Source organism: Microbulbifer sp. VAAF005, assembly GCF_030012985.1.
Classification (GTDB): domain Bacteria; phylum Pseudomonadota; class Gammaproteobacteria; order Pseudomonadales; family Cellvibrionaceae; genus Microbulbifer.
The window spans coordinates 1,804,157-1,826,730 of the sequence record NZ_CP120233.1 but is presented as its reverse complement, the minus strand read 5'-3'; the positions used below and the strand labels follow the sequence as shown (position 1 = coordinate 1,826,730).

The 22,574-nt window shown below is 51.7% G+C and carries 26 protein-coding genes; 13 read left to right on the top strand and 13 right to left on the bottom strand.

Going from position 1 to position 22,574, the window contains the following annotated elements; translation table 11 throughout:
• Positions 1-38: 38 nt before the first annotated feature.
• The 10 genes from P0078_RS08120 to P0078_RS08075 all read right to left on the bottom strand — a co-directional run bounded on the left by P0078_RS08120 (position 39) and on the right by P0078_RS08075 (position 7,408).
• The gene (locus P0078_RS08120) at positions 39-308 is read right to left on the bottom strand and encodes an HPr family phosphocarrier protein (RefSeq protein ID WP_282933907.1); all 270 of its coding nucleotides are present in this window, start codon (positions 306-308) and stop codon (positions 39-41) included.
• Positions 309-327: 19 nt separating this feature from the next.
• Positions 328-1,188: an RNase adapter RapZ gene (gene rapZ, locus P0078_RS08115; RefSeq protein ID WP_282933906.1), complete on the bottom strand. Its 861-nt coding sequence runs from the start codon at positions 1,186-1,188 to the stop codon at positions 328-330.
• A 92-nt stretch (positions 1,189-1,280) separates the two neighbouring features.
• Positions 1,281-1,703 (bottom strand): PTS sugar transporter subunit IIA, encoded by a 423-nt coding sequence (locus P0078_RS08110; protein ID WP_282933905.1) that lies wholly within the window; start codon positions 1,701-1,703, stop codon positions 1,281-1,283.
• A gap of 41 nt (positions 1,704-1,744) precedes the next feature.
• Positions 1,745-2,035, bottom strand: a complete 291-nt coding sequence (gene hpf, locus P0078_RS08105; RefSeq protein WP_108734230.1) for a ribosome hibernation-promoting factor, HPF/YfiA family — start codon at positions 2,033-2,035, stop codon at positions 1,745-1,747.
• Between the two features lie 197 nt (positions 2,036-2,232).
• Positions 2,233-3,696 (bottom strand): RNA polymerase factor sigma-54, encoded by a 1,464-nt coding sequence (locus P0078_RS08100; protein WP_282933904.1) that lies wholly within the window; start codon positions 3,694-3,696, stop codon positions 2,233-2,235.
• A 194-nt stretch (positions 3,697-3,890) separates the two neighbouring features.
• Positions 3,891-4,616 carry an LPS export ABC transporter ATP-binding protein gene (gene lptB, locus P0078_RS08095; RefSeq protein WP_282933903.1) on the bottom strand — a complete coding sequence of 242 codons (726 nt, stop codon included), beginning with the start codon at positions 4,614-4,616 and terminating at the stop codon, positions 3,891-3,893.
• 92 nt (positions 4,617-4,708) lie between these two features.
• Complete coding sequence (gene lptA, locus P0078_RS08090; protein ID WP_282933902.1) at positions 4,709-5,278, bottom strand: lipopolysaccharide transport periplasmic protein LptA; 570 nt, start codon at positions 5,276-5,278, stop codon at positions 4,709-4,711.
• On the bottom strand, positions 5,265-5,834 hold the full coding sequence (lptC, locus tag P0078_RS08085; protein ID WP_282933901.1) for an LPS export ABC transporter periplasmic protein LptC: 570 nt from the start codon (positions 5,832-5,834) through the stop codon (positions 5,265-5,267). Before lptC ends, lptA begins: the two co-directional genes overlap by 14 nt.
• Complete coding sequence (locus P0078_RS08080) at positions 5,831-6,376, bottom strand: KdsC family phosphatase (RefSeq protein WP_444894794.1); 546 nt, start codon at positions 6,374-6,376, stop codon at positions 5,831-5,833. Before P0078_RS08080 ends, lptC begins: the two co-directional genes overlap by 4 nt.
• Before the next feature lie 60 nt (positions 6,377-6,436).
• Positions 6,437-7,408: a KpsF/GutQ family sugar-phosphate isomerase gene (locus tag P0078_RS08075; RefSeq protein ID WP_282933899.1), complete on the bottom strand. Its 972-nt coding sequence runs from the start codon at positions 7,406-7,408 to the stop codon at positions 6,437-6,439.
• 409 nt (positions 7,409-7,817) lie between these two features.
• Here P0078_RS08075 and P0078_RS08070 point away from each other — a divergent pair, with 409 nt between their 5' ends.
• The 5 genes from P0078_RS08070 (at position 7,818) to hisD (ending at position 12,115) form a co-directional block, all read left to right on the top strand.
• Positions 7,818-8,471: an MlaC/ttg2D family ABC transporter substrate-binding protein gene (locus tag P0078_RS08070; protein WP_282933898.1), complete on the top strand. Its 654-nt coding sequence runs from the start codon at positions 7,818-7,820 to the stop codon at positions 8,469-8,471.
• Between the two features lie 87 nt (positions 8,472-8,558).
• Entirely contained in the window at positions 8,559-8,792 is a 234-nt protein-coding gene (locus tag P0078_RS08065; RefSeq protein WP_282933897.1) for a BolA family protein, read from the top strand.
• 46 nt (positions 8,793-8,838) lie between these two features.
• Positions 8,839-10,101 carry a UDP-N-acetylglucosamine 1-carboxyvinyltransferase gene (murA, locus tag P0078_RS08060; RefSeq protein ID WP_282933896.1) on the top strand — a complete coding sequence of 421 codons (1,263 nt, stop codon included), beginning with the start codon at positions 8,839-8,841 and terminating at the stop codon, positions 10,099-10,101.
• A gap of 50 nt (positions 10,102-10,151) precedes the next feature.
• Entirely contained in the window at positions 10,152-10,790 is a 639-nt protein-coding gene (hisG, locus tag P0078_RS08055) for an ATP phosphoribosyltransferase (RefSeq protein ID WP_282933895.1), read from the top strand.
• A 14-nt stretch (positions 10,791-10,804) separates the two neighbouring features.
• Complete coding sequence (gene hisD / locus P0078_RS08050; RefSeq protein WP_282933894.1) at positions 10,805-12,115, top strand: histidinol dehydrogenase; 1,311 nt, start codon at positions 10,805-10,807, stop codon at positions 12,113-12,115.
• 43 nt (positions 12,116-12,158) lie between these two features.
• On the opposite strand, the gene P0078_RS08045 is transcribed toward hisD, so the two are convergent.
• Both P0078_RS08045 and P0078_RS08040 read right to left on the bottom strand, forming a co-directional pair.
• The gene (locus P0078_RS08045) at positions 12,159-12,587 is read right to left on the bottom strand and encodes a nuclear transport factor 2 family protein (protein WP_282933893.1); all 429 of its coding nucleotides are present in this window, start codon (positions 12,585-12,587) and stop codon (positions 12,159-12,161) included.
• 21 nt (positions 12,588-12,608) lie between these two features.
• Entirely contained in the window at positions 12,609-13,751 is a 1,143-nt protein-coding gene (locus P0078_RS08040) for a S1C family serine protease (RefSeq protein WP_282933892.1), read from the bottom strand.
• 388 nt (positions 13,752-14,139) lie between these two features.
• Between P0078_RS08040 and sat the strand changes: the two genes are divergently transcribed.
• Complete coding sequence (gene sat, locus P0078_RS08035; RefSeq protein WP_282933891.1) at positions 14,140-15,330, top strand: sulfate adenylyltransferase; 1,191 nt, start codon at positions 14,140-14,142, stop codon at positions 15,328-15,330.
• A gap of 88 nt (positions 15,331-15,418) precedes the next feature.
• Here the strand turns inward: sat and P0078_RS08030 are convergent, their stop codons facing one another.
• Positions 15,419-15,859: a Z-ring associated ZapG family protein gene (locus P0078_RS08030; protein ID WP_282933890.1), complete on the bottom strand. Its 441-nt coding sequence runs from the start codon at positions 15,857-15,859 to the stop codon at positions 15,419-15,421.
• Between the two features lie 345 nt (positions 15,860-16,204).
• On the opposite strand from P0078_RS08030, the gene zapE reads away from it, so the two are divergent.
• From zapE to P0078_RS07995, 7 genes are all read left to right on the top strand, one after another.
• Positions 16,205-17,329, top strand: coding sequence for a cell division protein ZapE (zapE, locus tag P0078_RS08025; RefSeq protein ID WP_282933889.1), 1,125 nt, complete (start codon positions 16,205-16,207; stop codon positions 17,327-17,329).
• Between the two features lie 114 nt (positions 17,330-17,443).
• On the top strand, positions 17,444-17,872 hold the full coding sequence (rplM, locus tag P0078_RS08020; RefSeq protein ID WP_282933888.1) for a 50S ribosomal protein L13: 429 nt from the start codon (positions 17,444-17,446) through the stop codon (positions 17,870-17,872).
• 15 nt (positions 17,873-17,887) lie between these two features.
• Positions 17,888-18,280 carry a 30S ribosomal protein S9 gene (gene rpsI / locus P0078_RS08015; RefSeq protein ID WP_282933887.1) on the top strand — a complete coding sequence of 131 codons (393 nt, stop codon included), beginning with the start codon at positions 17,888-17,890 and terminating at the stop codon, positions 18,278-18,280.
• A 301-nt stretch (positions 18,281-18,581) separates the two neighbouring features.
• Positions 18,582-19,181, top strand: coding sequence for a ubiquinol-cytochrome c reductase iron-sulfur subunit (petA, locus tag P0078_RS08010; RefSeq protein ID WP_282933886.1), 600 nt, complete (start codon positions 18,582-18,584; stop codon positions 19,179-19,181).
• On the top strand, positions 19,178-21,379 hold the full coding sequence (locus tag P0078_RS08005) for a ubiquinol-cytochrome c reductase (RefSeq protein WP_282933885.1): 2,202 nt from the start codon (positions 19,178-19,180) through the stop codon (positions 21,377-21,379). The genes petA and P0078_RS08005 overlap by 4 nt, the downstream gene beginning before the upstream one ends.
• 107 nt (positions 21,380-21,486) lie before the next feature.
• Positions 21,487-22,113: a glutathione S-transferase N-terminal domain-containing protein gene (locus tag P0078_RS08000; RefSeq protein WP_108734210.1), complete on the top strand. Its 627-nt coding sequence runs from the start codon at positions 21,487-21,489 to the stop codon at positions 22,111-22,113.
• A gap of 25 nt (positions 22,114-22,138) precedes the next feature.
• Complete coding sequence (locus tag P0078_RS07995) at positions 22,139-22,534, top strand: ClpXP protease specificity-enhancing factor (protein ID WP_108735312.1); 396 nt, start codon at positions 22,139-22,141, stop codon at positions 22,532-22,534.
• The last annotated feature ends 40 nt before the right edge of the window (positions 22,535-22,574 follow it).

Genomic DNA, 22,574 nt, shown 5'->3' with positions numbered 1-22,574 from the left:
TTTAGAGTGAGCTTTTCCTGGCAATAGTATACCGGCCTCTATTCAGCTTCGCCGAATCGATCGGAGATCAGTGTGCTGATAGCTTCCAGGGCAGCATTTTCATCTGTCCCCTCTATTTCCAATTCCAGCTCCGTGCCTTTGCCTGCAGCTAGTAACATCAGGGCCATCACGCTTTTTCCATCTACGGCTTTACCCTGGCAATGCACTTTAATATTGGAGCAGAACCTGGAGGAGGTCTGCGCGAACTTGCTTGCAGCGCGGGCGTGCAAGCCGAGTTTATTGATGATGGTCAGTTGGTGTTTCTGCATTGCGCTGCTCGACAAAAATCTATTTTTGTTGCTCCCTGTGGCGTATCTGGACGTTATCAAACTCTTTGGAAAATTTCTTTACCAGCTGTTCAACCATATAAACTGATCGATGTCGGCCCCCAGTGCAGCCGATAGAGACACAGGTGTAGCTGCGATTACTTTTCTGGTACGAGGGCAGCCAGTTTTCCAGAAAGTTGGTGATGTCAGCCTCCATCTTTGCGGTCTCTGGGTGAGAGCGCAAGAATTCAGCGACTTCGATATCCTTACCGGTTTTTTCTCTTAGAGCAGGTTCCCAATAGGGATTGGGCAGGCAGCGTAGGTCAAAAATCAAGTCTGCATCCACTGGCACCCCATGTTTGAACCCAAAGGACTGGAAAAGAATCGCCATGCTGTTTGATTGTTCACCAACAACACGATTTTTAATCAGTTCACGCAGCTGGTGCAAACTCAAGGTGCTGGTATCAATAACCATATCCGCGATGGTGGAGATGGGGGTGAGCAGCTCTTTTTCCTGGTTGAGGGCTTCTAGTAGGTGGGTGCAGTCATTGCTGAGGGGGTGCTTTCGTCGGGTCTCGCTGAATCGCTGTACCAATACTGGCTCTCGCGCATCGAGATAAATAACATCGCATTGCACTCCCGCCTCGCGCAAAGATTCGATTACGCCGGGAGCCTGCCTGATGTCTTGCCAAAGGTTGCGGGCATCGACACCTAAGGCCAAAGGGGTATTCTCTTTCGGCGGTTGTGCCCTGACTCGCTTAACCAGCTCGGGGAGAAGGCTGGTGGGGAGGTTGTCGATGCAGTTGAAGCCAACATCCTCCAATAACTGCAGGGCAGAACTTTTACCGGAACCGGAGCGGCCACTAATTATCACCAAGCGCATGGGGAGCCCTTTTCTTTGGTCAAGTCTTTATTGTTCCGCTTGTTGTACCACTTAAACACCGGAGTCAATGTCAGCTGCTAACCGAACTGCCCTCAAGCGGCTGCAGTACTATCAATAGCGAGGGCGTAGAGTTCATCACTACTCTGTGCTTGCCTTAGCTTATCTCTTACCAGGCTATCGGAAAACAAGGCGGCAATTTCTGCCAGTGTATCCAGATGTTCCTGCTCCGCATCTTCGGGAACCAGGAGAGTAAATAACAAGTCGACTGGCTGGCGATCGACAGAGTCAAAATCAATGGCGGGCTGTGTGGTACAGAGAACTCCGATGGGACTATCGCATCCGGGCAATCTGCAATGGGGGATTGCGACACCATCACCAATACCAGTGGAGCCCAGGCGCTCACGGGCGATCAGCTGGTTAAAAACTGTGTCGGAGTCGTGTTGGGGATATTGTTCGGCAATCGCCTGGGCAATATTGAGCAGTAACTTTTTTTGCTGCTCCCCGCCAAGTGGCAAAGGCTGAGGCGGGGAGAGAGTAATGCTTCCAGTGTCATAGTTCAGCGATGGTTCTGCAACTTCTCTTTGTGTTTTTTCAGTTGGCGGTCCAGCTTATCAGTGAGCGCATCAATTGCCGCGTACATATCTCTGTCCTCAGACCCTGCACAGAGGTCGTGACCATTGATATGTACTGTCGCTTCAGCTTTTTGGATCAGCTTTTCGACGGACAAAATAACTTGCGCGTTGGTGATATTGTCGTAGTGCCTGGACAGCTTCTCCATTTTGCTTTCGCAGTAGCTGCGCATAGGTGAGGTTACGTCGACATGGTGGCCACTAATATTGATCTGCATGGATTTCTCCTTAAAAGTGCATCACAAGTCCGCGCTCACCCCCTATCGGGTCGCAACCCTACTAGGAAGTGGGCCAGAATGGAAGGATACACTCAAATTTTGGATTTTGGTCGCAGGTGGGCGGCGGAAGGCGTCATTAGTGCATGACTATCTATAGTGTTGCGGTCAAAATTGCTGGTTGAATTTTATAGGAGAGTCTAAACCAGCCTTTTTCTCTCACTTGAGGAGGGGATACCCATGGATTCGCGGTATTTCGCTACTGTTCGTCGCGCAACCTTGATGCCTTGCTTATCCAATTCCTGGGTGATTTTATTGTCAGAGAGCGGTTTTCGTGGCGCCTCTGAATCAATTAGCTTGCGAATTAGAGCTCGAATGGCTGTGGACGAGGCGTCCTCTCCAGAATCTGTGCTGACGTGACTGGAGAAGAAATATTTGAGTTCGAATACTCCACGTGGGGTCAACATGTATTTCTGAGTAGTTACTCGAGAGATGGTGGATTCATGCATGCCAATGGTTTCGGCAATATCAGCCAGAACCATCGGTCTCATCGCCTCCGGCCCCTCTTCAAAAAAGCCCTGCTGCTTATCCACAATTGAGGTGGCAACTTTTAGTAGGGTGTCGTGGCGGCTCTGTAAGCTTTTAAGGAACCATCGGGCCTCTTGGAGGTGATCCCGTAAAAAGTTGTTGTCCCGTGAGTTATCCGCTCGTTTTACCAGGGATGCATATTGCCCATTGATGCGGATTTTGGGGGTGATTTCCGGGTTCAGTTCAACCAGCCAGCGGTGTTCTTTGCGCGACACAATAATGTCAGGAATGACGTAAGCAGGTTGCTCGCCATTAAATTCCTCACCGGGATTAGGGGTTAAAGTCTGGATAAGGCGGATCACCTCACCTAATTGAGATTCGTTGAGGCGTGAGCGCCTGCTGAGCTGCCTGAAGTCTCTTTTCCCAAGCAATTCCAGGTGGCGCTCAATGATGGCCTGTGCCTCTTTCAGCCACGGGGTTTCTCCTGGTAGCTGTTTTAACTGAAGCAATAAACACTCTTGGAGGCTTCTGGCCCCGCAGCCGGCAGGTTCAAACTGTTGCACAGCTTTAAGTACGGCCGCTACCTCATCCTCGTCGACTTGTAGGGAGGTGGCAACATCATCAACGTCAGTGTTGAGTAGTCCGTTCGGATCGATCGCATCAATGAGGTGCTCGCCGATCCACTTGTCGTGGCTAGACAGAGCAGTTAGGTTTAATTGCCAGCGTAGGTGGTCCTGCAGCGTATCAGTTGAGCTGTTGCGCTCAAAATTGGAGTCTTCCCCCTCTGCTGGGCCGCTATAGCTGCTGTAAATGTCATCCCAATGAGAATCAACCGGCAGCTCTGTTGGAATGTCCTGGCTCCAGTCGGTATCGCCAAGCTCTTTCTCTTCACTGGAGGTGCTGTTTAAGCCTTCCTCCGAGGTGGTTGGGGGCTCTTGCTGGGCGTTTTTTTCGGTAATCGCTGTTGCAGGAGTCAGGTCCTCGCTCTCAACCTCTAACATTGGGTTGCTATCGAGGGCCGCTTGAACTTCCTGCTGTAAATCCAATGTAGAAAGTTGCAGGAGGCGTATTGCCTGCTGCAACTGGGGAGTCATTGTTAGCTGTGTGCCGAGCTTGAGCTGGAGAGACTGCTTCATAGTTTAGGGCTGCAGGCCGGTGCGACAATGGGTTCGTCAAAGTTAACCCGAGATGGCGCAGACTACCCCGGCCCCCAAACTATTACAAGCAATAAGCGTGCCGACTACCGGCAATTGAATGGTCAGTCCAAAAATAAAATATGATGTGGCTCTCGATATTTCGCTTATTTGATTATGTTTGTCATCATTCGCCATTAAATGGTGAACTCGTGTCCCAAATAGACTTCCCGCACTTGCTGATTGGCAAGGACGTCATTTGGTGTGCCTGAGGCAATGATATGGCCCTCGCTGACGATATAGGCGGTTTCGCAGATATCCAGGGTTTCCCTTACATTGTGGTCTGTGATCAGAACGCCGATATCCCTGTCACGCAAATGGCGAATTATGTATTTAATATCATTTACTGAGATGGGGTCGACACCGGCAAAGGGTTCGTCGAGTAGGACAAAGCTCGGGTTTGTAGCGAGGGCGCGGGCAATCTCTACTCGACGTCTTTCCCCACCGGATAGAGCCATTCCGAGACTGTTTTCAATGTGGGTAATGTTAAACTCTTCAAGCAGCTCCTGCGCCTGTTTTTCTCGCTCCGCGCGACTGAGTCCCTTGCGAGTTTCTAGGATTGCGAGAATGTTGTCGCGTACTGACAGTCGGCGGAAAACAGAGGCCTCTTGGGGAAGATAACCGATCCCTTTGCGGGCACGCCCGTGCATTGACAGGCGGGTAATATCTTCGTCGTCGATCAGGACTTGCCCGGCATCAGCCTGCACCAGCCCTGCGATCATGTAGAAACAGGTGGTTTTTCCAGCTCCATTGGGACCTAGCAAACCGACGACCTGCCCACTTGAGACACTGACAGAGACATCTTGAACAACTTTTCTTTTCTTATATTGTTTGGCGAGGTGTAACGCTTGTAGCGTTGGCATAATGAGTCCTGAAATCTAGCCGCAGCCGAGAGAGGCAGCGGATTACATCATTGTAAATAGCGCTGGTTTACAGGCATTGAAATTTGGGTGGATTACTGATCTGTGGTGGTACCTGTTTCGGCTTCGGTTTCTGTGGGTTCGCCGGCTCCGGTACTCTCAGGCTTCCAGATCATCTCAACTCTCCCCTTGCCCGGTTGACTGCGAGCGCTCATTTGTTCGGTTGCGAGGTCGTAGTCAATTTTCTCGGCAGTCAGGGTGTTGCCATCGCGATCGATATAAGCCTGCCCGGTAAGCTGTAGCTCTTCAGAGCTGATGACATACTCTATGCGTTCAGCGTGGGCTTTTACAGGTTCCTCGCTCTCCAATATCTTTTGTTGGAAGTGTGCCGGGCGGCCAACAGCAATGACCCGGCTAATTTCATCGCTGGCTGTAAAGTAGACCTCCACTCGATCTGCCCTGATTTGAAGGGAGCCCTGTGTGATGACTACATTGTCACTATAAACCACGAGGTTGTTGGCGCGGTCAGCTGACATAGATTCCGAGCCCACAGATATTTTCTGGGTTCTGTCGTCGGGTAAAGCCTGCGTTACGGTAGTAATAGCTGCTAGCGTAATAGCTGTGAGGGCCTTAAAGATAGAGGAATAGCGGTTATTGGGTGTCATAGCTGCTCTTTACATCGGACAGGATTTCCATCCGGTTTTCTTTCAGGTAAGCGCGCATCCCCGTTCCTTCAGTGCGGTTGGGGCCGGAGCTAATAGTAACAACTTTGTCGGTCTCGGCGAATTCCCTGTCTGGGAAGATTGTGATTCGTGGTGTGACTAGTTGGATGCCATTAGGGGTGGGGAGTTCATCAATTTGAACATCGCCTGTGAGTACGATTCGTTTTCCCCGGTTGAAGGCCACACCTCGTTCGGATCGAGTTGCCCACTTGGGTTGGTCGTCCGTATAGAACAGCATACGCGGTTCTTTTAGGTTGGCGCGATCCCTGCGCTTAAACTGAAAGTAGGTAATTTGTTCTGCATCCACGCGATAAGCTAAATTGCCTGCCTGGTCAAAATTTCGAGTTTCAGCCCCCATGATAACAAGTTCTGGAGCTCGATTTTGCTGCTGCGGTGTGGGCCTTTTACCCAGCAATTGTTCTGGCGGACTCTCGGAAAACCAGAGTCCGGCACTGATAAGCAGAATGACCAGTACGAGAGGCAGCCAGGAACGCATCATTTTTCTCCGATATAGGGGGCGAGCGCCGCGTCAAAAGTCCCCTGAGCAATCATAATGCGGTCACAGACTTCGCGTACAGCGCCTTCGCCACCACGTGTTTCGGTGACCCACAGCGCGCGTTCCCGTACAGGTGGGGCCGCATTGGGTGGTGCGATGGGGCACCCAATCTTGGTCATTACTAGAAGGTCGGGATAATCATCACCGACATAGGCGATATCCTCCAGGCGGCAAGACTCCTCAGATAGTAACTCTTGTAGGGCGGCAAACTTGTCTTCCCGACCTTGAATTAACTTATTGATACCTAGGTCGTGGGCGCGGCGTTCTACAACGTTACTACGCCGGCCAGTAATAATGGCTACGCGAACCCCGGAGTTTTGCAGCATCTTAATGCCGTGCCCATCCAGGGTGTTAAAGGTTTTGAGTTCATTGCCGCTGTTGTCAAAATAAAGCTTTCCGTCTGTCAGGACTCCGTCCACATCCAGAACAAGCCAGCGGATATTTTTAAGGGAATCATTTATTTTTTGTTCGGATATCACCGGAATAATCTCTCTTCGCCTTTGTTTGTGAGGGCAAAACCTGCATATTAAATATCCGGTATTATCTCAGATAACACCGGCGCGCAGAATATCGTGCATATGGAGTACGCCAACTGGGTGATGCGCTTCATCTTCCACAACTAATGCGGTGATTTTATAGTCCTCCATAATCCTCAGCGACTCTGCAGCAAGAGTGTCAGCAGAAACCGTTTTAGGACGGCGACTCATCACCTCCTCCATAACTGCTTTGTCGAGTTCGATTTTTTGGTCTATTACCCTGCGCAAATCACCGTCAGTGAATACACCCAGTAATTCACCATTGTTATTTACAATAGTCGTCATGCCGAACCCTTTGCTGGTCATCTCCAGTAGGGCTTTTGATAGTAGAGTCTCTGGAGTTACCTGGGGAAGCTCGTCGCCCGCATGCATTACATCCTCAACCTTTAATAGAAGCCTTCGCCCTAGGGCGCCGCCTGGGTGAGAGAATGCGAAGTCTTCTGCGGTAAAACCTCTAGCCTCGAGAAGGGCGACAGCAAGGGCGTCTCCCATCACGAGAGTGACGGTTGTGGATGAGGTGGGAGCCAGATTGAGGGGGCAGGCCTCTGTGGCTACCGATATATCCAGATTGACTTCCGCAGCTTGAGCGAGAGGGGAGTCAGTTTTACCTGCCATGCTTATTAGTGGAATACCCAGGCGTTTTAGTAGGGGGAGTAGGGTGAGGACTTCACCGGAGGAGCCAGAATTGGATATGGCAATAACAACATCGTCTCGGGTGATCATGCCGAGGTCGCCGTGGCTCGCTTCGCCGGGGTGAACAAAGAAGCTAGGAGTGCCAGTACTGGCAAGGGTTGCGGCGATCTTGCGGCCAATATGCCCTGACTTCCCCATTCCGGTAACGATTGTGCGGCCGCGACACTGCATGATCATGTCACAGGCTCGCTGAAACTCCCCATTAATTCTGTTTTCCAGTGCTGCCACCGCTTCGGTTTCCATACGGACGGTGCGGCGTCCGGCCTCCAAAATTAAATTCTGTGTCATCAACTGCCTCGTATCGCTTGCTAGTGCTTTTTAACCAGTGCCGTAAAACTGCCTATTATGCGACAGCTTCGCTATTTACCTGTGTGACAGCGTGGATAATTTTTGTCTTTAGGGCCCAGCACTCGAAGAGGGCTCGACATTTTGCTGTCGTGCTAATCTATATTAGCGGTCTGCTGGCTGAGGAAAAAGCCAGTGTGTTGTTCGGTTGTGTCAAATGACACGCTTGTACATCGCCACATTACCAGGTGCGGCCATGGTATAGTTTGCCGTCTCCGCTGTCAGCTATGTCACTCAATGGATGATCGACACATTCTCAGTTGGGCTGCGGGAAAGTTGATATGTGGTATTGCTATGGCACTAAATTGTGCCATGTGCGTCCAAGGAATGATTTGCTAACTGGAGATAATTTGTGAACGCATCATTTTGGATTGGCCGGTACGGTTTGTCGCGATGGATTAGGTTTGCGCTTTGTGTTGTTTTTGCGTCTGCAGTAGTGCCTGTAGCTAATGCTGCTCAAAATCCATATGTAATGATTGAGGGGGTTTCTGATGAGTTACTGGGGGTGATTCGATCTAATGCCCAGTATGCGAATTCAGATCCGCAAAGATATTACGGTGCTGTCGAGGGCGTGCTGACACCGGTTGTAGATTTTGATTTTATCGCTCGGGGTGTAATGGGGCGCTATGCGAAGCAAGCGACCGCCGAGCAGCGTTCTCGTTTTACGCAGGCTTTTCGTCGTGACCTGGTTGCAACATTTGCTCGTGGCGTTGCAAATTTTGGGGATTTGGACGTAAAAGTGGTTAACCCTGGCACCACTCCGCAGGGTAATCGTGTCAATGTCCTTCAGGAAGTCCGCAGTAAAGAAGGAATCACAAAGGTATCTTATACCTTGGTGCGCAATCGGGCGGGCCAGTGGAAATTGATCAACGTAATTCTGAACGGGGTCAACCTGGGCAAGACTTTCCGCAGTCAGTTCTCCCAGTCAATGCAGACTTATGGAGATATCGATAAGGTGATTTCCAATTGGTCGGCGGCAGATGATGCAGCCAATAAAGTGAGCTGATCCGCGAACTTTGGGGTGCGCAGCTGCGCACTCCGCCTGATTCAAGTACACTTGCGTGCTGTTTTTAACTAATCGCAATTCCCTCCTATGCAACCAGACGAAATCAAGACCCTAATTGAAGGGCAAATTCCCGATAGCACTGTTGAAGTGGCTTTCGAAGGTAGTCATCTGATGGTGACTGTGGTGAGCAGTGCCTTTGAAGGTTTGAGTCGTTTAAAAAAACAACAGCTTGTCTATGCCGCACTTGGCGAAAAAATCGCCGATGGTACCTTGCATGCCGTGCAAATGCAGACTCTGACTCCAGAAGAAGCCAGTCGTTAACCTGCCATTGCCGCTGAGGTGTTGGCGATCTAGATTAAGAGATTGAATGGATAAGTTGATAATAGAGGGCGGTAGCCCGATCTCCGGGACTCTGAGGATTTCTGGTGCTAAAAATTCAGCCTTGCCGATATTGGCTGCTGCGTTATTGGCTGATGGGCCCGTGCAAATCGATAATTTGCCGCACCTCAATGATATTACCACCATGATCACCTTGCTCCGGTGTATGGGGTGTGATGTCACTATTGATGAAAAGTTGGGCGTTGAAATCGATCCCCGCTCAGTCAATGACCTGACGGCTCCCTACGAGCTGGTTAAAACCATGCGGGCCTCAATCCTGGTTCTGGGGCCTCTATTGGCCAGGCACGGTGTGGCAAATGTCTCCTTCCCTGGTGGCTGTGCAATTGGCAGTCGACCGGTCGATATTCACCTCAAAGGCCTGGAGGCCATGGGTGCCGAGATCACTATCGATGGTGGTTTTATCCGGGCTCGCTCTAATGGCCGTCTCAAAGGTGCCAATATCGTCATGGAAAAAGTGACGGTTGGTGGCACTGAAAACTTATTGATGGCAGCAGTGCTCGCAGAGGGTACAACAACTCTCCACAACGCTGCGCGTGAGCCTGAAATCGTTGATTTGGCTGAATTCCTTATTGCGATGGGTGCCCAGATAGAAGGGGTTGGGACCGACACCATGCGTGTTCACGGTGTGCCTAAACTCACCCCCTGTAAGTTCACCGTTATGCCGGACCGTATTGAAACCGGAACCTTCCTGGCAGCCGCTGCTGCGGCGAGAGGTAAGGTGCGCCTGCTTAATACCCGTGCTGATATCCTCGATGCGGTGATGCTCAAGTTTGAAGAAGCTGGCGCCCATATCAGTTGCGGTGACAGCTGGATTGAACTGGATATGAAAGGCAATCGCCCTAAAGCGGTGAGCTTCCGCACAGCGCCTTACCCAGCTTTCCCTACAGATATGCAGTCCCAGTTCACAGCAATGAATGCTGTAGCCGAAGGGAAGGGGACTGTGGTTGAGACCATCTTTGAAAACCGCTTAATCCAGGTCCATGAGCTCAATCGAATGGGAGCGGATATCACCCTGGAGGGCAATACGGCAATTGTTACCGGGGTAGAGAAACTTAAAGGCGCTCCGGTAATGGCCTCTGATCTACGCGCATCAGCGAGCCTGGTTATTGCCGGCATGGTGGCAGAGGGCACTACTATGGTGGATCGTATTTACCATATTGACCGCGGCTATGAGTGTATTGAAGAGAAGCTTCGACAGCTCGGCGCGAATATTCGGCGTATTCCCGGCTGATTGCTGCAAAGTTAACCCCAAGAGCCAAAGACGGACTGGCGTAAATCGAAATGACTGCACAAATTACAATCGCACTGACTAAAGGGCGGATTCTTCAGGAGACTCTGCCGCTTCTTAAGGCGGCGGGATTGGAGCCTATTGAGGATCTGACTAAGAGTCGGAAGTTGATATTCCCAACGAATTGCGAAGGGGTTCATCTTCTTCTCTTGCGAGGCGTGGATGTGCCTACTTATGTGCAGCACGGCGCTGCTGATATCGGTGTGGCTGGTAAGGATACATTGCTTGAGCACGGTTCTGATGGCATTTATGAGCCTCTAGATTTGGGTATTGCTCGCTGTCGCCTGATGACAGCCGGTGTTAAAGGTGGACAGCTGCCCAGTGGCCGAATCAAGGTCGCTACCAAGTTTGTGCAAAGCGCCAAGAGGCATTACGCCTCGATCGGGCGTCAGGTCGACATTATTAAGCTGTATGGGGCTATGGAGCTCGCACCGCTAATGAACCTGGCCGATGAGATCGTGGATATTGTGGATAGCGGCAATACGCTAAAGGCCAATGGCCTTGAAGCTCGCGAGACCATTGCGCAAATTAGTAGCCGGCTTATCGTCAATAAGGCCGCTCTGAAGATGAAATATGCATCTATTAATAGTCTGATTGAGAAACTGGCAGCGGCTGTCGCACAAACCAAGTAGATTCCTGAAGCGTTATGACGAACAAAATAATTCGTCGGCTAAATACGGTCGATATAGATTTTGATGAACAATTGAAGCAGTTGCTCGCTTGGGAGTCGGTGGCAAATCATGAGGTCGAAAGTATCGTTGCAGAAATATTGCAGCGGGTTCGCTCTCAGGGTGATAAGGCTGTTATTGAATTTACTAACCGCTTCGATCATCGAGATCTCGCAGCTGCAGAAGAATTCGCCCTTCCAGCCACTGAGCTTAATGCAGCTCTGGATCGTATTGCTGTCGAAGAGCGCGAGGCCCTGGAAGTCGCTGCTGATAGAGTTAGGCGCTATCACGAGCATCAGCGACAGGAGTCCTGGCGCTATACAGAGGCTGATGGGACTGTGTTGGGGCAGCAGATTACCCCAATGCAAAGTGTTGGTATTTATGTTCCCGGAGGTAAGGCGAGCTACCCTTCTTCCGTGCTTATGAATGCAATTCCAGCAAAGGTGGCAGGTGTGCAGGCCGTTAATATGGTAGTGCCTGCTCCGAAGGGAGAGCTAAACGACCTGGTGTTGGCGGCAGCGGCAATTGCTGGAGTGGACCGGGTGTTTACGATTGGTGGTGCCCAGGCAGTAGCCGCGCTCGCTTATGGCACTGAGTCTGTCCCAGCTGTGGATAAAATAGTTGGCCCGGGTAATATCTTTGTTGCCAGTGCCAAGCGGGCAGTTTTTGGCCATGTCGCCATCGACATGATTGCGGGTCCATCTGAAATCCTGGTGATCTGCGATGGGCAAACCGAGCCCGATTGGATTGCAATGGATCTGCTTTCGCAGGCGGAGCACGATGAGCAGGCGCAATCTATTTTGTTGTGTCCAGACGCCGAATATTTGGATCGAGTTGAGAGCTCGCTTCAGAGGCTTTTGTCAGAGCTGCCCCGGGCAGAAATTGCCGCACGTTCCCTTGTTGATCGCGGGGCGCTGATCCAGGTGGAGTCCGTACAGCAGGCGATAGAAATCTCTAATCGGATTGCGCCGGAGCATTTAGAGGTGTCAGTAGAGAGTCCGGAAGCTTACCTTGCAGAAATTCATAATGCTGGAGCTATTTTCCTTGGGCGCTATACCGCAGAGGCCTTGGGGGATTACTGTGCCGGCCCCAATCACGTCCTTCCTACCAGTGGTACTGCTCGATTTTCTTCGCCTCTGGGGGTATACGATTTCCAGAAGCGAAGCTCGGTTATTTACTGCTCGGAAAAAGGTGCTGATGCCTTGGGGCGTGTGGCGCGCACCCTTGCTCTCGGGGAGGGGTTGGATGCTCATGCCCGCTCTGCGGCTTATAGGGTAAAGGGCTTGTGAGGGGAGCACCCCGGCAGAGCTGATTCTGCGGGGGTGTAAAACCTTATTCTGTAGTGGGAATACGGGTAGCTTGCCAGGCTAGAGCGCGCCACTCACCTTCCCGCTTAATAAATGTGCCGGTATTAAAGTAGTAGCTTTGTTCATCTTTGCTGCTGTCATTTGCAGATAGCTTGAATGCAATGATAGCGGTATCCCCCAGCAATCGAATGTCGATCTCCTCGGCGGTATAGCTCGTAGTTACAGACTCGCTGGGAGATGTTTGCATTCCCTGCATAATCTCGCTTTTTCCAAAGCGTTTTCCTCCGGAGCTGGTATACACCAGGTCCTCGGCCCAGAAACGTTGATGGGCCTGGGAGTCAGTGGCGGCCCTGCCGATAAAGTCGATCAGCAGTTGATGCAAATCTTCTCGATCCCCAGCGGCCGCTGGGGTTGTGGTTATGGTAAAAAACAGAGCTAAAACCAGTGAGCGCATAGAGGGCTCCTTCTTTAGAAATTATTCTATTGTCGTCTTTGTCTGGGGCTCTTCCGAAACAGTGGCATCAACCGTGTGGGACACTCCATCACGAATAAATGTTATTGATATGGTGTCGCCGGGGCGCAGAGTGGCCATGGTAGCCTCCCCTTGCTTGCCATCGCCGATGGGTAAGCCGTCAATATGTGTAATGACATCTCCGGGCTGAAGCCCTGCAATGTGCGCCGGGCCTTCATTGTAGATGGCTGTCACCATTACGCCGCCGGTCGAGTTTAAATTGAACTCTTTGGCCATTTGCGGGCTGATGCCGCGAGCTTCAATGCCCAGCCAGCCGGGTACGACGCGGCCATAAGCAATAATATCCTGCATTACCTTGAAGGCAATGTTGGCGGGAATGGCAAAACTGATACCGCCGGAATAGCCGGACTGATTGAGGATTGAGGTATTGATGCCAAGCAGGCGGCCGCGAGAGTCAACGAGGGCACCCCCTGAGTTTCCTGGATTGACGGCAGCATCTGTTTGCAAAAAGTTTTGCAAATAGCTTCCGGTACCTGAATTCTCAAGGTGGCGACCTTTTGCGCTGATAATGCCCTGGGTCACAGTTTGCCCAACGCCGAAAGGATTACCAATTGCCAGGACTACATCGCCGACCTGGGCTCTATCTGGCTCACCAACTGAGATGGAGGTTAGGCCGTCGAGATCAATTTTGAGAACGGCCAGGTCAAAATCCGTATCGCTGCCTACCAGCCTTGCCTGTGCTTCCCGCCCGTCAGCCAAAAGGATAACGATGGCGTCAGCCTGATCGACTACATGATGATTGGTCAAAATGTAACCGTTATCGCTGGCAATGACGCCTGACCCAAGGTTGGATTGCATCCTCTGCCTTTGCGGAACATCCATATTGTCAAATAGACGTCTAAATAGGGGATCGTTAAACAAAGGGTGTTGGCGCTGGGGCATAGCCATTCGCGTGTAGATGTTGACTACAGCGGGGCCTGCTACATTGACGGCATGGGCATAGGAAACCGGGCCTTGGATATCGTTTCCATCGGCTTTGGGCGTGACACCACGTAGTTGCGGGAATATAACCAAGAGTAGGGCAGCCATGGCTAGGCCTACCAAGGTGGGTAGGGCCCAATCTTGTAGAAATCGGTTCTGGGACACTCGTGACTCCTCTTTGCGCTGATTATACACACGTCTCCAAGTGGAATCGCTGCACATAGCGTTGGTTAGAGGAAATTGTTGCTTCTCCTGAGTATGCTTGTTTCAGCACCGGACTGTCTTGGATCATAAATACTCTGTGTTCTGTTTTGGTTGGATGAGTATTTATGGTCTCTTGCGTTGGGCGTTTTTTATTTACAGCTACCTTGTGCAATTTTGGTATATCTGTGAAGTTGGGGGTAGGAAGGCCGAGGAATTGATCGGTGGTCCTTATTTGCTGGGTATAATGTGATTCCTGTATCCCATTGACATTGGTCGCTTGCGATAGATGCGTATAATGGCCAGTCGAAATTTTAAGACTAACCGGTAACTACTGTTTTTGGAGACCTAAATGTCCCTAGTTCGCCCCCATGGCAGCGTTGAGCTTCAGCCACGCTTTGTATATGACAGTGAAAGGCATCACCAATTGATGCACGAAGCGGAGTCCCTGCCGTCAATCGTGGTCAGTTCTGCTGCCGCCGCCAACGCGGTAATGCTTGGGGCGGGGTACTTTAATCCGTTGCACGGCTATATGAATCTGGCAGATGCTATGAGTGTCGCTGAAACCCTGCGCACGGTAGATGGTTTATTCTGGCCGGTGCCGGTTGTCAACGTTGTTAAAGATGCCAGTGAAATCGAGGGAGCCTCCCGTATTGCCCTGCGCGACCCGAACGTAGAGGGTAATCCAGTTCTCGCGGTGATGGATGTTGAGGCGATCGAAACCATCTCTGAAGAGCAAATGGACACCATAGCTGAACAGGTATTTGGCACTTTGGATGAGAAGCATCCTGGTGTTGCAACCTTCAAATCTGCTGGCCGCACTCTGGTTTCTGGGCCGATTGAAGTATTGAACTTCAGCTATTTCCAGAGTGACTTCCCGGACACCTTCCGCACTGCAGTTGAAATTCGCAATGAGTTCAAGGAGCGTGGTTGGAATAAGGTTGTAGCCTTCCAGACTCGCAATCCGATGCACCGTGCTCACGAAGAGTTGTGCAAAATGGCCCTGGATGGCGTAGAAGCGGATGGTGTTCTGATCCATATGTTGCTCGGCCAGTTGAAACCTGGCGATATCCCCGCTCCAGTGCGCGATGCTTCCATTCGCAAGATGGTAGAGCTGTACTTCCCGGCAAATACTGTGATGGTTACCGGTTATGGCTTCGATATGCTGTATGCCGGCCCTCGCGAAGCAGTACTGCATGCCGTATTCCGTCAGAACTGTGGCTGTAGCCACCTGATTGTAGGTCGCGATCACGCTGGCGTTGGCGATTACTATGGCGCTTTTGATGCGCAGACTATTTTTGATGAGAAGGTACCCGAGGGTGCTCTTGAGATTGAGATCTTCCGTGCTGATCACACTGCTTATTCCAAGAAATTGAATAAGGTGGTTATGATGCGTGATGTTCCGGATCACACCAAAGAAGACTTTATTCTGCTCTCGGGCACCAAGGTACGTGAAATGTTGGGTGATGGTATTGCGCCGCCCCCAGAGTTCTCCCGTCCTGAAGTGGCGCAGATTTTGATGGACTATTATCAGAGTCTGTAGGTGCCAAATAAAAAAGGCGGGTAACTACCCGCCTTTTTTATATCTGGAAAAACTGTGTTAGCCCCCTGTCTGGTGGGCTCAGTCTGTCCTAACTGCTTTCGTGAGCCTCTTTTTCGAGTCCATAGTCTTCGGCAAGAGTACCTTTGGCACCAGGTTCTTTTGGGGCCCAGTCGCGAGGTGGCTCTATATCCTGCAGCTTTTCATCGTTGTCATTTAATTTCCCACTACCTGCTTTCAGCATTTGGCGACCAATATCCTGGCTGGATAGGCGCAGCGCGCTATTAGAGAGGTATTCGTGAACCTCTTTGTAGCTTTCGGTGAGGTTGTGGACGAGTTGTGAAGTCTGGTCAAAGTGATCGTTGACCTGTAGCTGGAAATCTTCGAGCTTGTTGTTGGCCTCACGGAGTCTCTGCTCCAGCTCCTCTGAGCGCTCCACACTGGTACGCCCGCGCACAGCCAGGAATGCCAGGAATGCACCCAGGGTCATACCGAGGACGCCGACTAGAATTAATACCGATGTAGAGTGCACTTACTACCTCCTCAACTTGCTTTTTATTGTACAGATCTCCTCGCGAAGAGGTGAGGCTGCCTGTGTTCGGCTTTGCCGGTGTCTGCACTGTGGGCAGCCGATGTTACGTGGCTGTGGCCCCTCATAATAGAGTGGGCAGTATACGCGATTATTACGCTGACAATTCAATGTTGTCGGCTAATTGCGACAGAATGCTTGGCGCCTGGTTCCAGTTTGCAGGGAGGGCTGGCTATTTCGGATGGTTGCACTGGTAATTGAGGTGTCGACTGTCTTGTCCTGTGCGCTGAATGGTTGAATTTGGTAGAGTGCGCGCCAGTTATTCAGTAGTCGAAGAAATTTTCCTCTATGTTGCCCGCCAAACCACTATTTTCTTCTCCTCTTGAGCGTTATGAGAGAGACCTTCAGCGCCCTGACTTTGTTGAGGATCAATCTCAGCGTCAGGCAGTTGAGGAGCTGCAAGATCTTCATCGGCGCTTGGTGGCTCGGTCTGAGCGCGGTGCGATCGTCAGTTTTTTGTCCCGTATTCGCAGTGGCGCTAATGAGCCCGAGAAGGGTCTCTACTTTTGGGGTGGGGTAGGCCGCGGAAAAACCTACCTAATGGATGCGTTTTTTGAGTCCCTGCCGTTCGCGGAAAAACAGCGCACCCATTTTCATCGCTTTATGCGTCGAGTTCACCAGGATCTAAAGGAGTACGCTGGGGAGAAGAATCCGCTGGAGAAGGTGGCAGATAAGATTGCCCGCCGCGCTCGGGTGCTCTGCTTTGATGAGTTTTTCGTCTCAGATATTGCCGATGCCATGATATTGGCCGGCCTGTTGGATGCATTGTTCCGCCGAGGGGTGGCTCTGGTGGCGACCTCGAATATTGTACCCAAGGGCTTATATAAAGATGGGTTGCAGAGGGTACGGTTTCTTCCGGCCATCGATCTGCTGGAGAAGTACACCAAGGTGGTTAATGTCGATAGCGGTACCGATTACCGGCTGCGCACCCTGGAGATATTGGAGTTATATCATTCTCCGCTGGGACCTGAGGCGGATAGCAGTCTGGAACAGAGTTTTTCACAATTGAGTGTCAGCGGCTGCGAAGCCCGTAGCGAGGTTCAGCTGCAAGTGGAGGGGCGCCCAATTCGAGCCTTGAAAGTAGCGGATGATGTTGCTTGGTTTGATTTTGTGGATTTGTGCGATGGGCCGCGATCGCAAAATGACTATATCGAATTGGCCAGGGAGTTCCACACGGTGCTTCTGGGGTCGGTAGTCAAGTTTGATGAGCGTATGGATGCCCAGGCGCGTCGCTTCATTAATCTAGTGGATGAATTTTACGACCGGTGCGTGAAGTTGGTAATTTCTGCGGAGGTTCCAGCTGAGGAGTTGTACGTCGGCCGGAATCTTAAGTTTGAGTTTGAGCGCACGGTGAGTCGGCTTTTGGAGATGCAGTCCCGCGAATATCTGGAGCGGCCCCACCGCCCCGAATAAGTCTGTCGGGTCGGGGTAAATTCTGCTTGAAAAGCATACACTCCTTTTGTACTATCCGCGCTCTTTTGTGGGACGGCCCCTAATTCTGGGGGTCATATTACAGGTGTTTATAACATGAAGACTTACAGTGCCAAGCCAGAAGCGGTAAAACGCGACTGGTACATTGTTGACGCTGCGGACAAGACCCTCGGCCGTATTGCTGCCGAGATCGCAACCCGCCTGCGCGGCAAGCACAAGCCTGAATACACGCCCCACGTGGACACTGGTGATTACATTGTTGTAATCAACGCAGAAAAGGTTCGCGTGACCGGTAACAAGGCCAAAGACAAGATCTACCATAGCCATTCCGGCTACCCCGGTGGTCTCAAATCCATCAGCTTCGAAAAGTTGATCGAAAAAGCGCCCGAGCGCACCGTTCAAAGCGCCGTAAAAGGCATGCTGCCGAAGGGTCCTTTGGGTCGTGCCATGTTCAAGAAGCTGAAAGTATACAGCGGTAGTGAACATCCTCATGCGGCACAACAGCCGATTGAACTGGCGCTCTAAACGGGAATATATCTGATGGCAACTACTCAATACTACGGTACCGGCCGCCGCAAAACCTCCACCGCTCGCGTCTTTCTCGCGGCGGGTGAAGGTAAAATCACCGTAAACGGTCGCACCCTGGACGAATACTTTGGCCGTGAAGTGGCTCGCATGATCGTGCGTCAGCCGCTGGAAAAGGTTGAAATGGTCGAGAAATTCGACATCACTGTTACTGTTAAAGGTGGCGGTTCCTTTGGTCAGGCGGGTGCTATCCGTCACGGCCTGACCCGTGCCCTGATGCAGTACGACGAAGCGCTGCGTCAACCGCTGCGCGCCGCTGGTTATGTTACCCGCGACGCCCGTGAGGTTGAGCGTAAGAAAGTGGGTCTGCGCAAAGCGCGTAAGAAGCCGCAGTTCTCCAAGCGATAAGCTTTCTTTTTGGCCCGGCTTTTGCCGGGCTTTTTTATATTCCCGTATCTGTGGTTATCCAGTGCTCTTATGACTTTTGCTGGATATATCGCGGTTTCGCCGCGTGATTCCCGACGTTCCCCGTAGCATTGCCTTGTATCAAATTGGCATTTTCTTTAACATTGCGCCGATTTGTATCCGCTTGATTTGTGGGGTTTATTCGCGCGGGCAATCTGCCGGGCGGGACTTCTTTCAAGACTTTTTGGGTTTGGGCCAGCGAATCTCCGGGCTATCGGGGTCGCTGTGATGGGAGAACTACGTCATGAGTGATGACGGTGTAAATGTAGGACGGCGCCGTTTTCTAACCGCTGCCACCTCAGTTGTTGGTGGTGCGGGTGCGGTGGGGGTTGCCGTTCCCTTCGTCGCTTCCTGGAAGCCGAGTGCCAAGGCGAAAGCTGCGGGCGCTCCGGTTAAATACAATGTTAGCAAAGTCGAACCGGGCCAGATGGTCACTGTAGAGTGGCGAGGTAAGCCGGTCTATGTTGTGCGCCGCACCGATGAAATACTGCAAGACCTGGAGAAAGTCGAGCCTTTACTGCGCGACCCTAACTCCGAGGAGTCTATCCAGCCAACTTATGTAGATCCGGAAAACCGCTCTATCAAGCCAAAGCTTTTGGTGTTGGTTGGTCTGTGTACGCACCTTGGCTGCGCGCCTATGTACCGCCCGGAAGTGGGCGCTGCCGACCTGGGTGGCGATGAGTGGATGGGTGGTTTCTTCTGCCCTTGTCACGGTTCCAAATATGATATGGCTGGCCGTGTTTATACCGGTGTTCCCGCGCCTACCAACCTGGAGGTGCCGCCTTATTCCTATGAAAACGACGATGTAATCGTGATTGGCGTAGACCAGGAGGGCACCGCATGAAATGGCTCGCAGATTTCGGTGATTGGGTAGATCAGAGACTACCCATTTACCAGGCCTGGGATAAGCACATGGGCAAGTACTACGCGCCCAAAAACTTTAACCTGTGGTATTTCTTCGGCGTTTTCTCCCTATTGGTCCTGGTCAACCAGCTGTTGACCGGTATTTGGCTCGTTATGAGCTACAACCCCTCTGCCGAGGAGGCATTTGCCTCGGTTGAGTACATCATGCGTGATGTGGAGTGGGGTTGGTTGATACGATATCTCCATTCCACAGGTGCGTCTGCCTTCTTCGTGGTGGTATACCTGCATATGTTCCGCGGTTTGATGTACGGCTCTTATAAGCCGCCCCGCGAGCTGGTGTGGATCTTCGGTATGTGTATCTACCTGGTCCTGATGGCAGAAGCCTTTATGGGTTACGTACTGCCTTGGGGCCAGATGTCCTACTGGGGTGCCCAGGTGATTGTTTCCCTGTTTGGAGCAATTCCCGGTATTGGCGATAGCCTGGTTGAGTGGATTCGCGGAGACTACCTGATCTCTGGTATTACCCTGACCCGCTTCTTCTCCCTGCACGTTATTGCACTGCCGCTGGTATTGGTATTGCTGGTAGTTCTGCATATCCTGGCGTTGCACGAAGTGGGTTCTAACAACCCAGACGGCATCGAGATCAAGAAGAACAAGGATGAGAACGGCATCCCCAAAGACGGTATTGCTTTCCACCCTTACTACTCTGTTCACGACTTGGTAGGTATCGCGGTATTCCTGTTTATCTTCGCAACGGTTGTGTTCTTCTTCCCGGAAATGGGCGGCTTCTTCCTGGAGTACGCTAACTTCGAAGAGGCGAACCCGCTGAAGACGCCACCGCATATTGCTCCGGTTTGGTACTTCACGCCGTTCTACGCAATCCTGCGTGCGGTTACCATGGATATCGGTCCGCTGACTGCGAAATTCCTTGGTTTGATAGCCATGGGTGCCGCTATCGCTGTGCTGTTTGTGCTGCCTTGGCTGGACAAGAGCCCGGTTCGCTCGATCCGCTACAAGGGTTGGTTGCCGAAGGGCCTGCTGCTTCTGTTTGCTGCAGTATTTATTATCCTTGGTTATCTGGGTGTTAAATCCCCGACCCCGGATCGTAACTTCCTGTCTCAGGTAGCGACCCTGTTCTACTTCGCCTTCTTCCTGACCATGCCGGTTTGGACGAATCCGAAGAGTAAGAAAGGCATTGGTTCCTGGGCTGTTTGTGTCATCTTCGGCGTGCTGTTCCTGTGGATGGCGGTAGCTAATTACTCCGTGAATACTTTCATGGTGATTGTAACTCTGCTGCTCGCTGCCTTCTTTACTTTGCTGCCCTGGATTACCAATCGCGATGAGGTCTACCCAGAGCCCGAGCGTGTAACCAGCCCGTCTGGTGGTAAAACTTTCGGCATTCTGTTTATCGGTATTATCGTTGTCGGCCTGCTGACCTTTATCCCGATTAAAGCGGTAGGTGCAGAATCTGAAGTGGAGCTGGATCACATCAATATCGATCTGCGGGACAAGCCGTCCCTGCAGCGTGGTGCCAAGTACTTCGTCAACTACTGCATGGGTTGTCACAGTGCCAATTACTCCCGCTGGGAGCGCGTGGCCACTGACCTGGATATCCCGGTTGAGTTGATGATGGAGAACCTGGTTTTGGGTGACGACAAAATCGGTAACTTGATGACGATCTCCATGCGTCCAGATGATTCCAAAGTATGGTTCGGCGCCGCGCCGCCGGACCTGACGTTGGTTGCTCGTTCTCGCTCACCGGAATGGCTCTACACTTACCTCCGCAGCTTCTATAAGGACGACAGTCGTGCTACCGGGGTAAATAACAAAGTCTTCCCGAGTGTGGCCATGCCTCACGTTCTGATGGAGCTGCAAGGTTTGCAGGAATGTGCCCCTGGTCCCAAGCGCGATCACGGTAAAGTTGTTCGCGATGAGCTGGGCAACCCGATTATGGACGCCGCTTGTGGTAGCCTGGAAGTCGGTAAGGTGAAAGGTTCTATGACACCTGAAGAGTTTGATGGGGCAATGTATGACCTCGTCAACTTTATGGAGTACATTGCTGAGCCGATGGCTGAAGATCGCAAGCGTGTTGGCTTCTATGTGCTGGCGTTTATTTTTGTGTTCTTTATCTTCGCCTGGTTGCTGAACCGCGAATACTGGAAAGACGTGCACCACTAAAGCCGTCGCTAGTTTGTCTCTAATGGGTGGTGGGTTTACTCACTGCCCTTTTATATTTTGAATAAAAGGTCGGCTCTAGCCGGCTTAAAGTTTGAGGTAGTTTGAACATGGGTGTGCCTACCAACAAGCGCTCCTCGATGACCTTCTTCTCCGATGGTCGCAGCCACTATAGCCACCGAGTACGTATCGTACTTGCAGAGAAAGGGGTTTCCGTCGATATCACCGATGTGGACGCCGATGATAAACCAGCTGAACTCGCTGACCTCAATCCTTACAACTCCCTGCCAACCCTGGTAGATCGCGACTTGGTTCTGTTCGAGACCAAAGTGATGATGGAGTACCTGGACGAGCGTTTCCCGCATCCGCCGCTGCTGCCGGTTTACCCGGTTGCCCGCGCGCAGAGCCGCCAGATCATGCATCGTATCGAGCGCGATTGGTGTCCTCTGGTGGACAAGATCCTTGCCGGTGGTAAGGACGCGGCCTCCGCTCGCAAAGAACTGCGCGACAACCTGGTTGGTATCGCTCCGATGTTTACCGACCTGCCGTACTTCTTTAATGAAGAGTTTTCTCTGGTGGATTGCTGCATGGCCCCGCTGTTGTGGCGCCTCGAGCAGTTTGAAATCAGCCTTCCGAAAACCAAGCAGGTTAAACCGTTGCTGGATTATATGGACCGCCTGTTTGCCCGCGAGGCATTCCAGCAGAGTCTGACCGAATACGAACGGGAAATGCGTTGAGGGAATACTCGTGAGCAAGCCGGCCATGACATCCAATCGTCCCTATATTCTGCGGGCGTTTTACGAGTGGATAACCGATAACCGGTGCACTCCTTATATTCTGGTTGATACGCACCTCCCCGGTGTTTTGGTGCCGCAACAACATGTGAACGACGATGGTCAGATAGTGCTGAACATCTCGGAATCAGCGGTTGCCAGTCTGACTATGGATAATTACGCCATCAGGTTTAACGCCCGTTTTGGCGGGGTTCCGACAGATATCCAGGTTCCTGTGGGGTCTGTGGTCGGAATCTACGCGCGGGAAAATGGGCAGGGGATGGTGTTTGAGGCCGAGGAAACTCCAGAGCCACCCGAACCGACGCCACCCACCAGTTTGGGCAAAAAGTCGGTGAAAAAGCCGGCTCTGCGTGTCGTTAAATAGCGCTCCTTTTTGCTGGCAGGGCAGATTTCTGCAGCCCTGC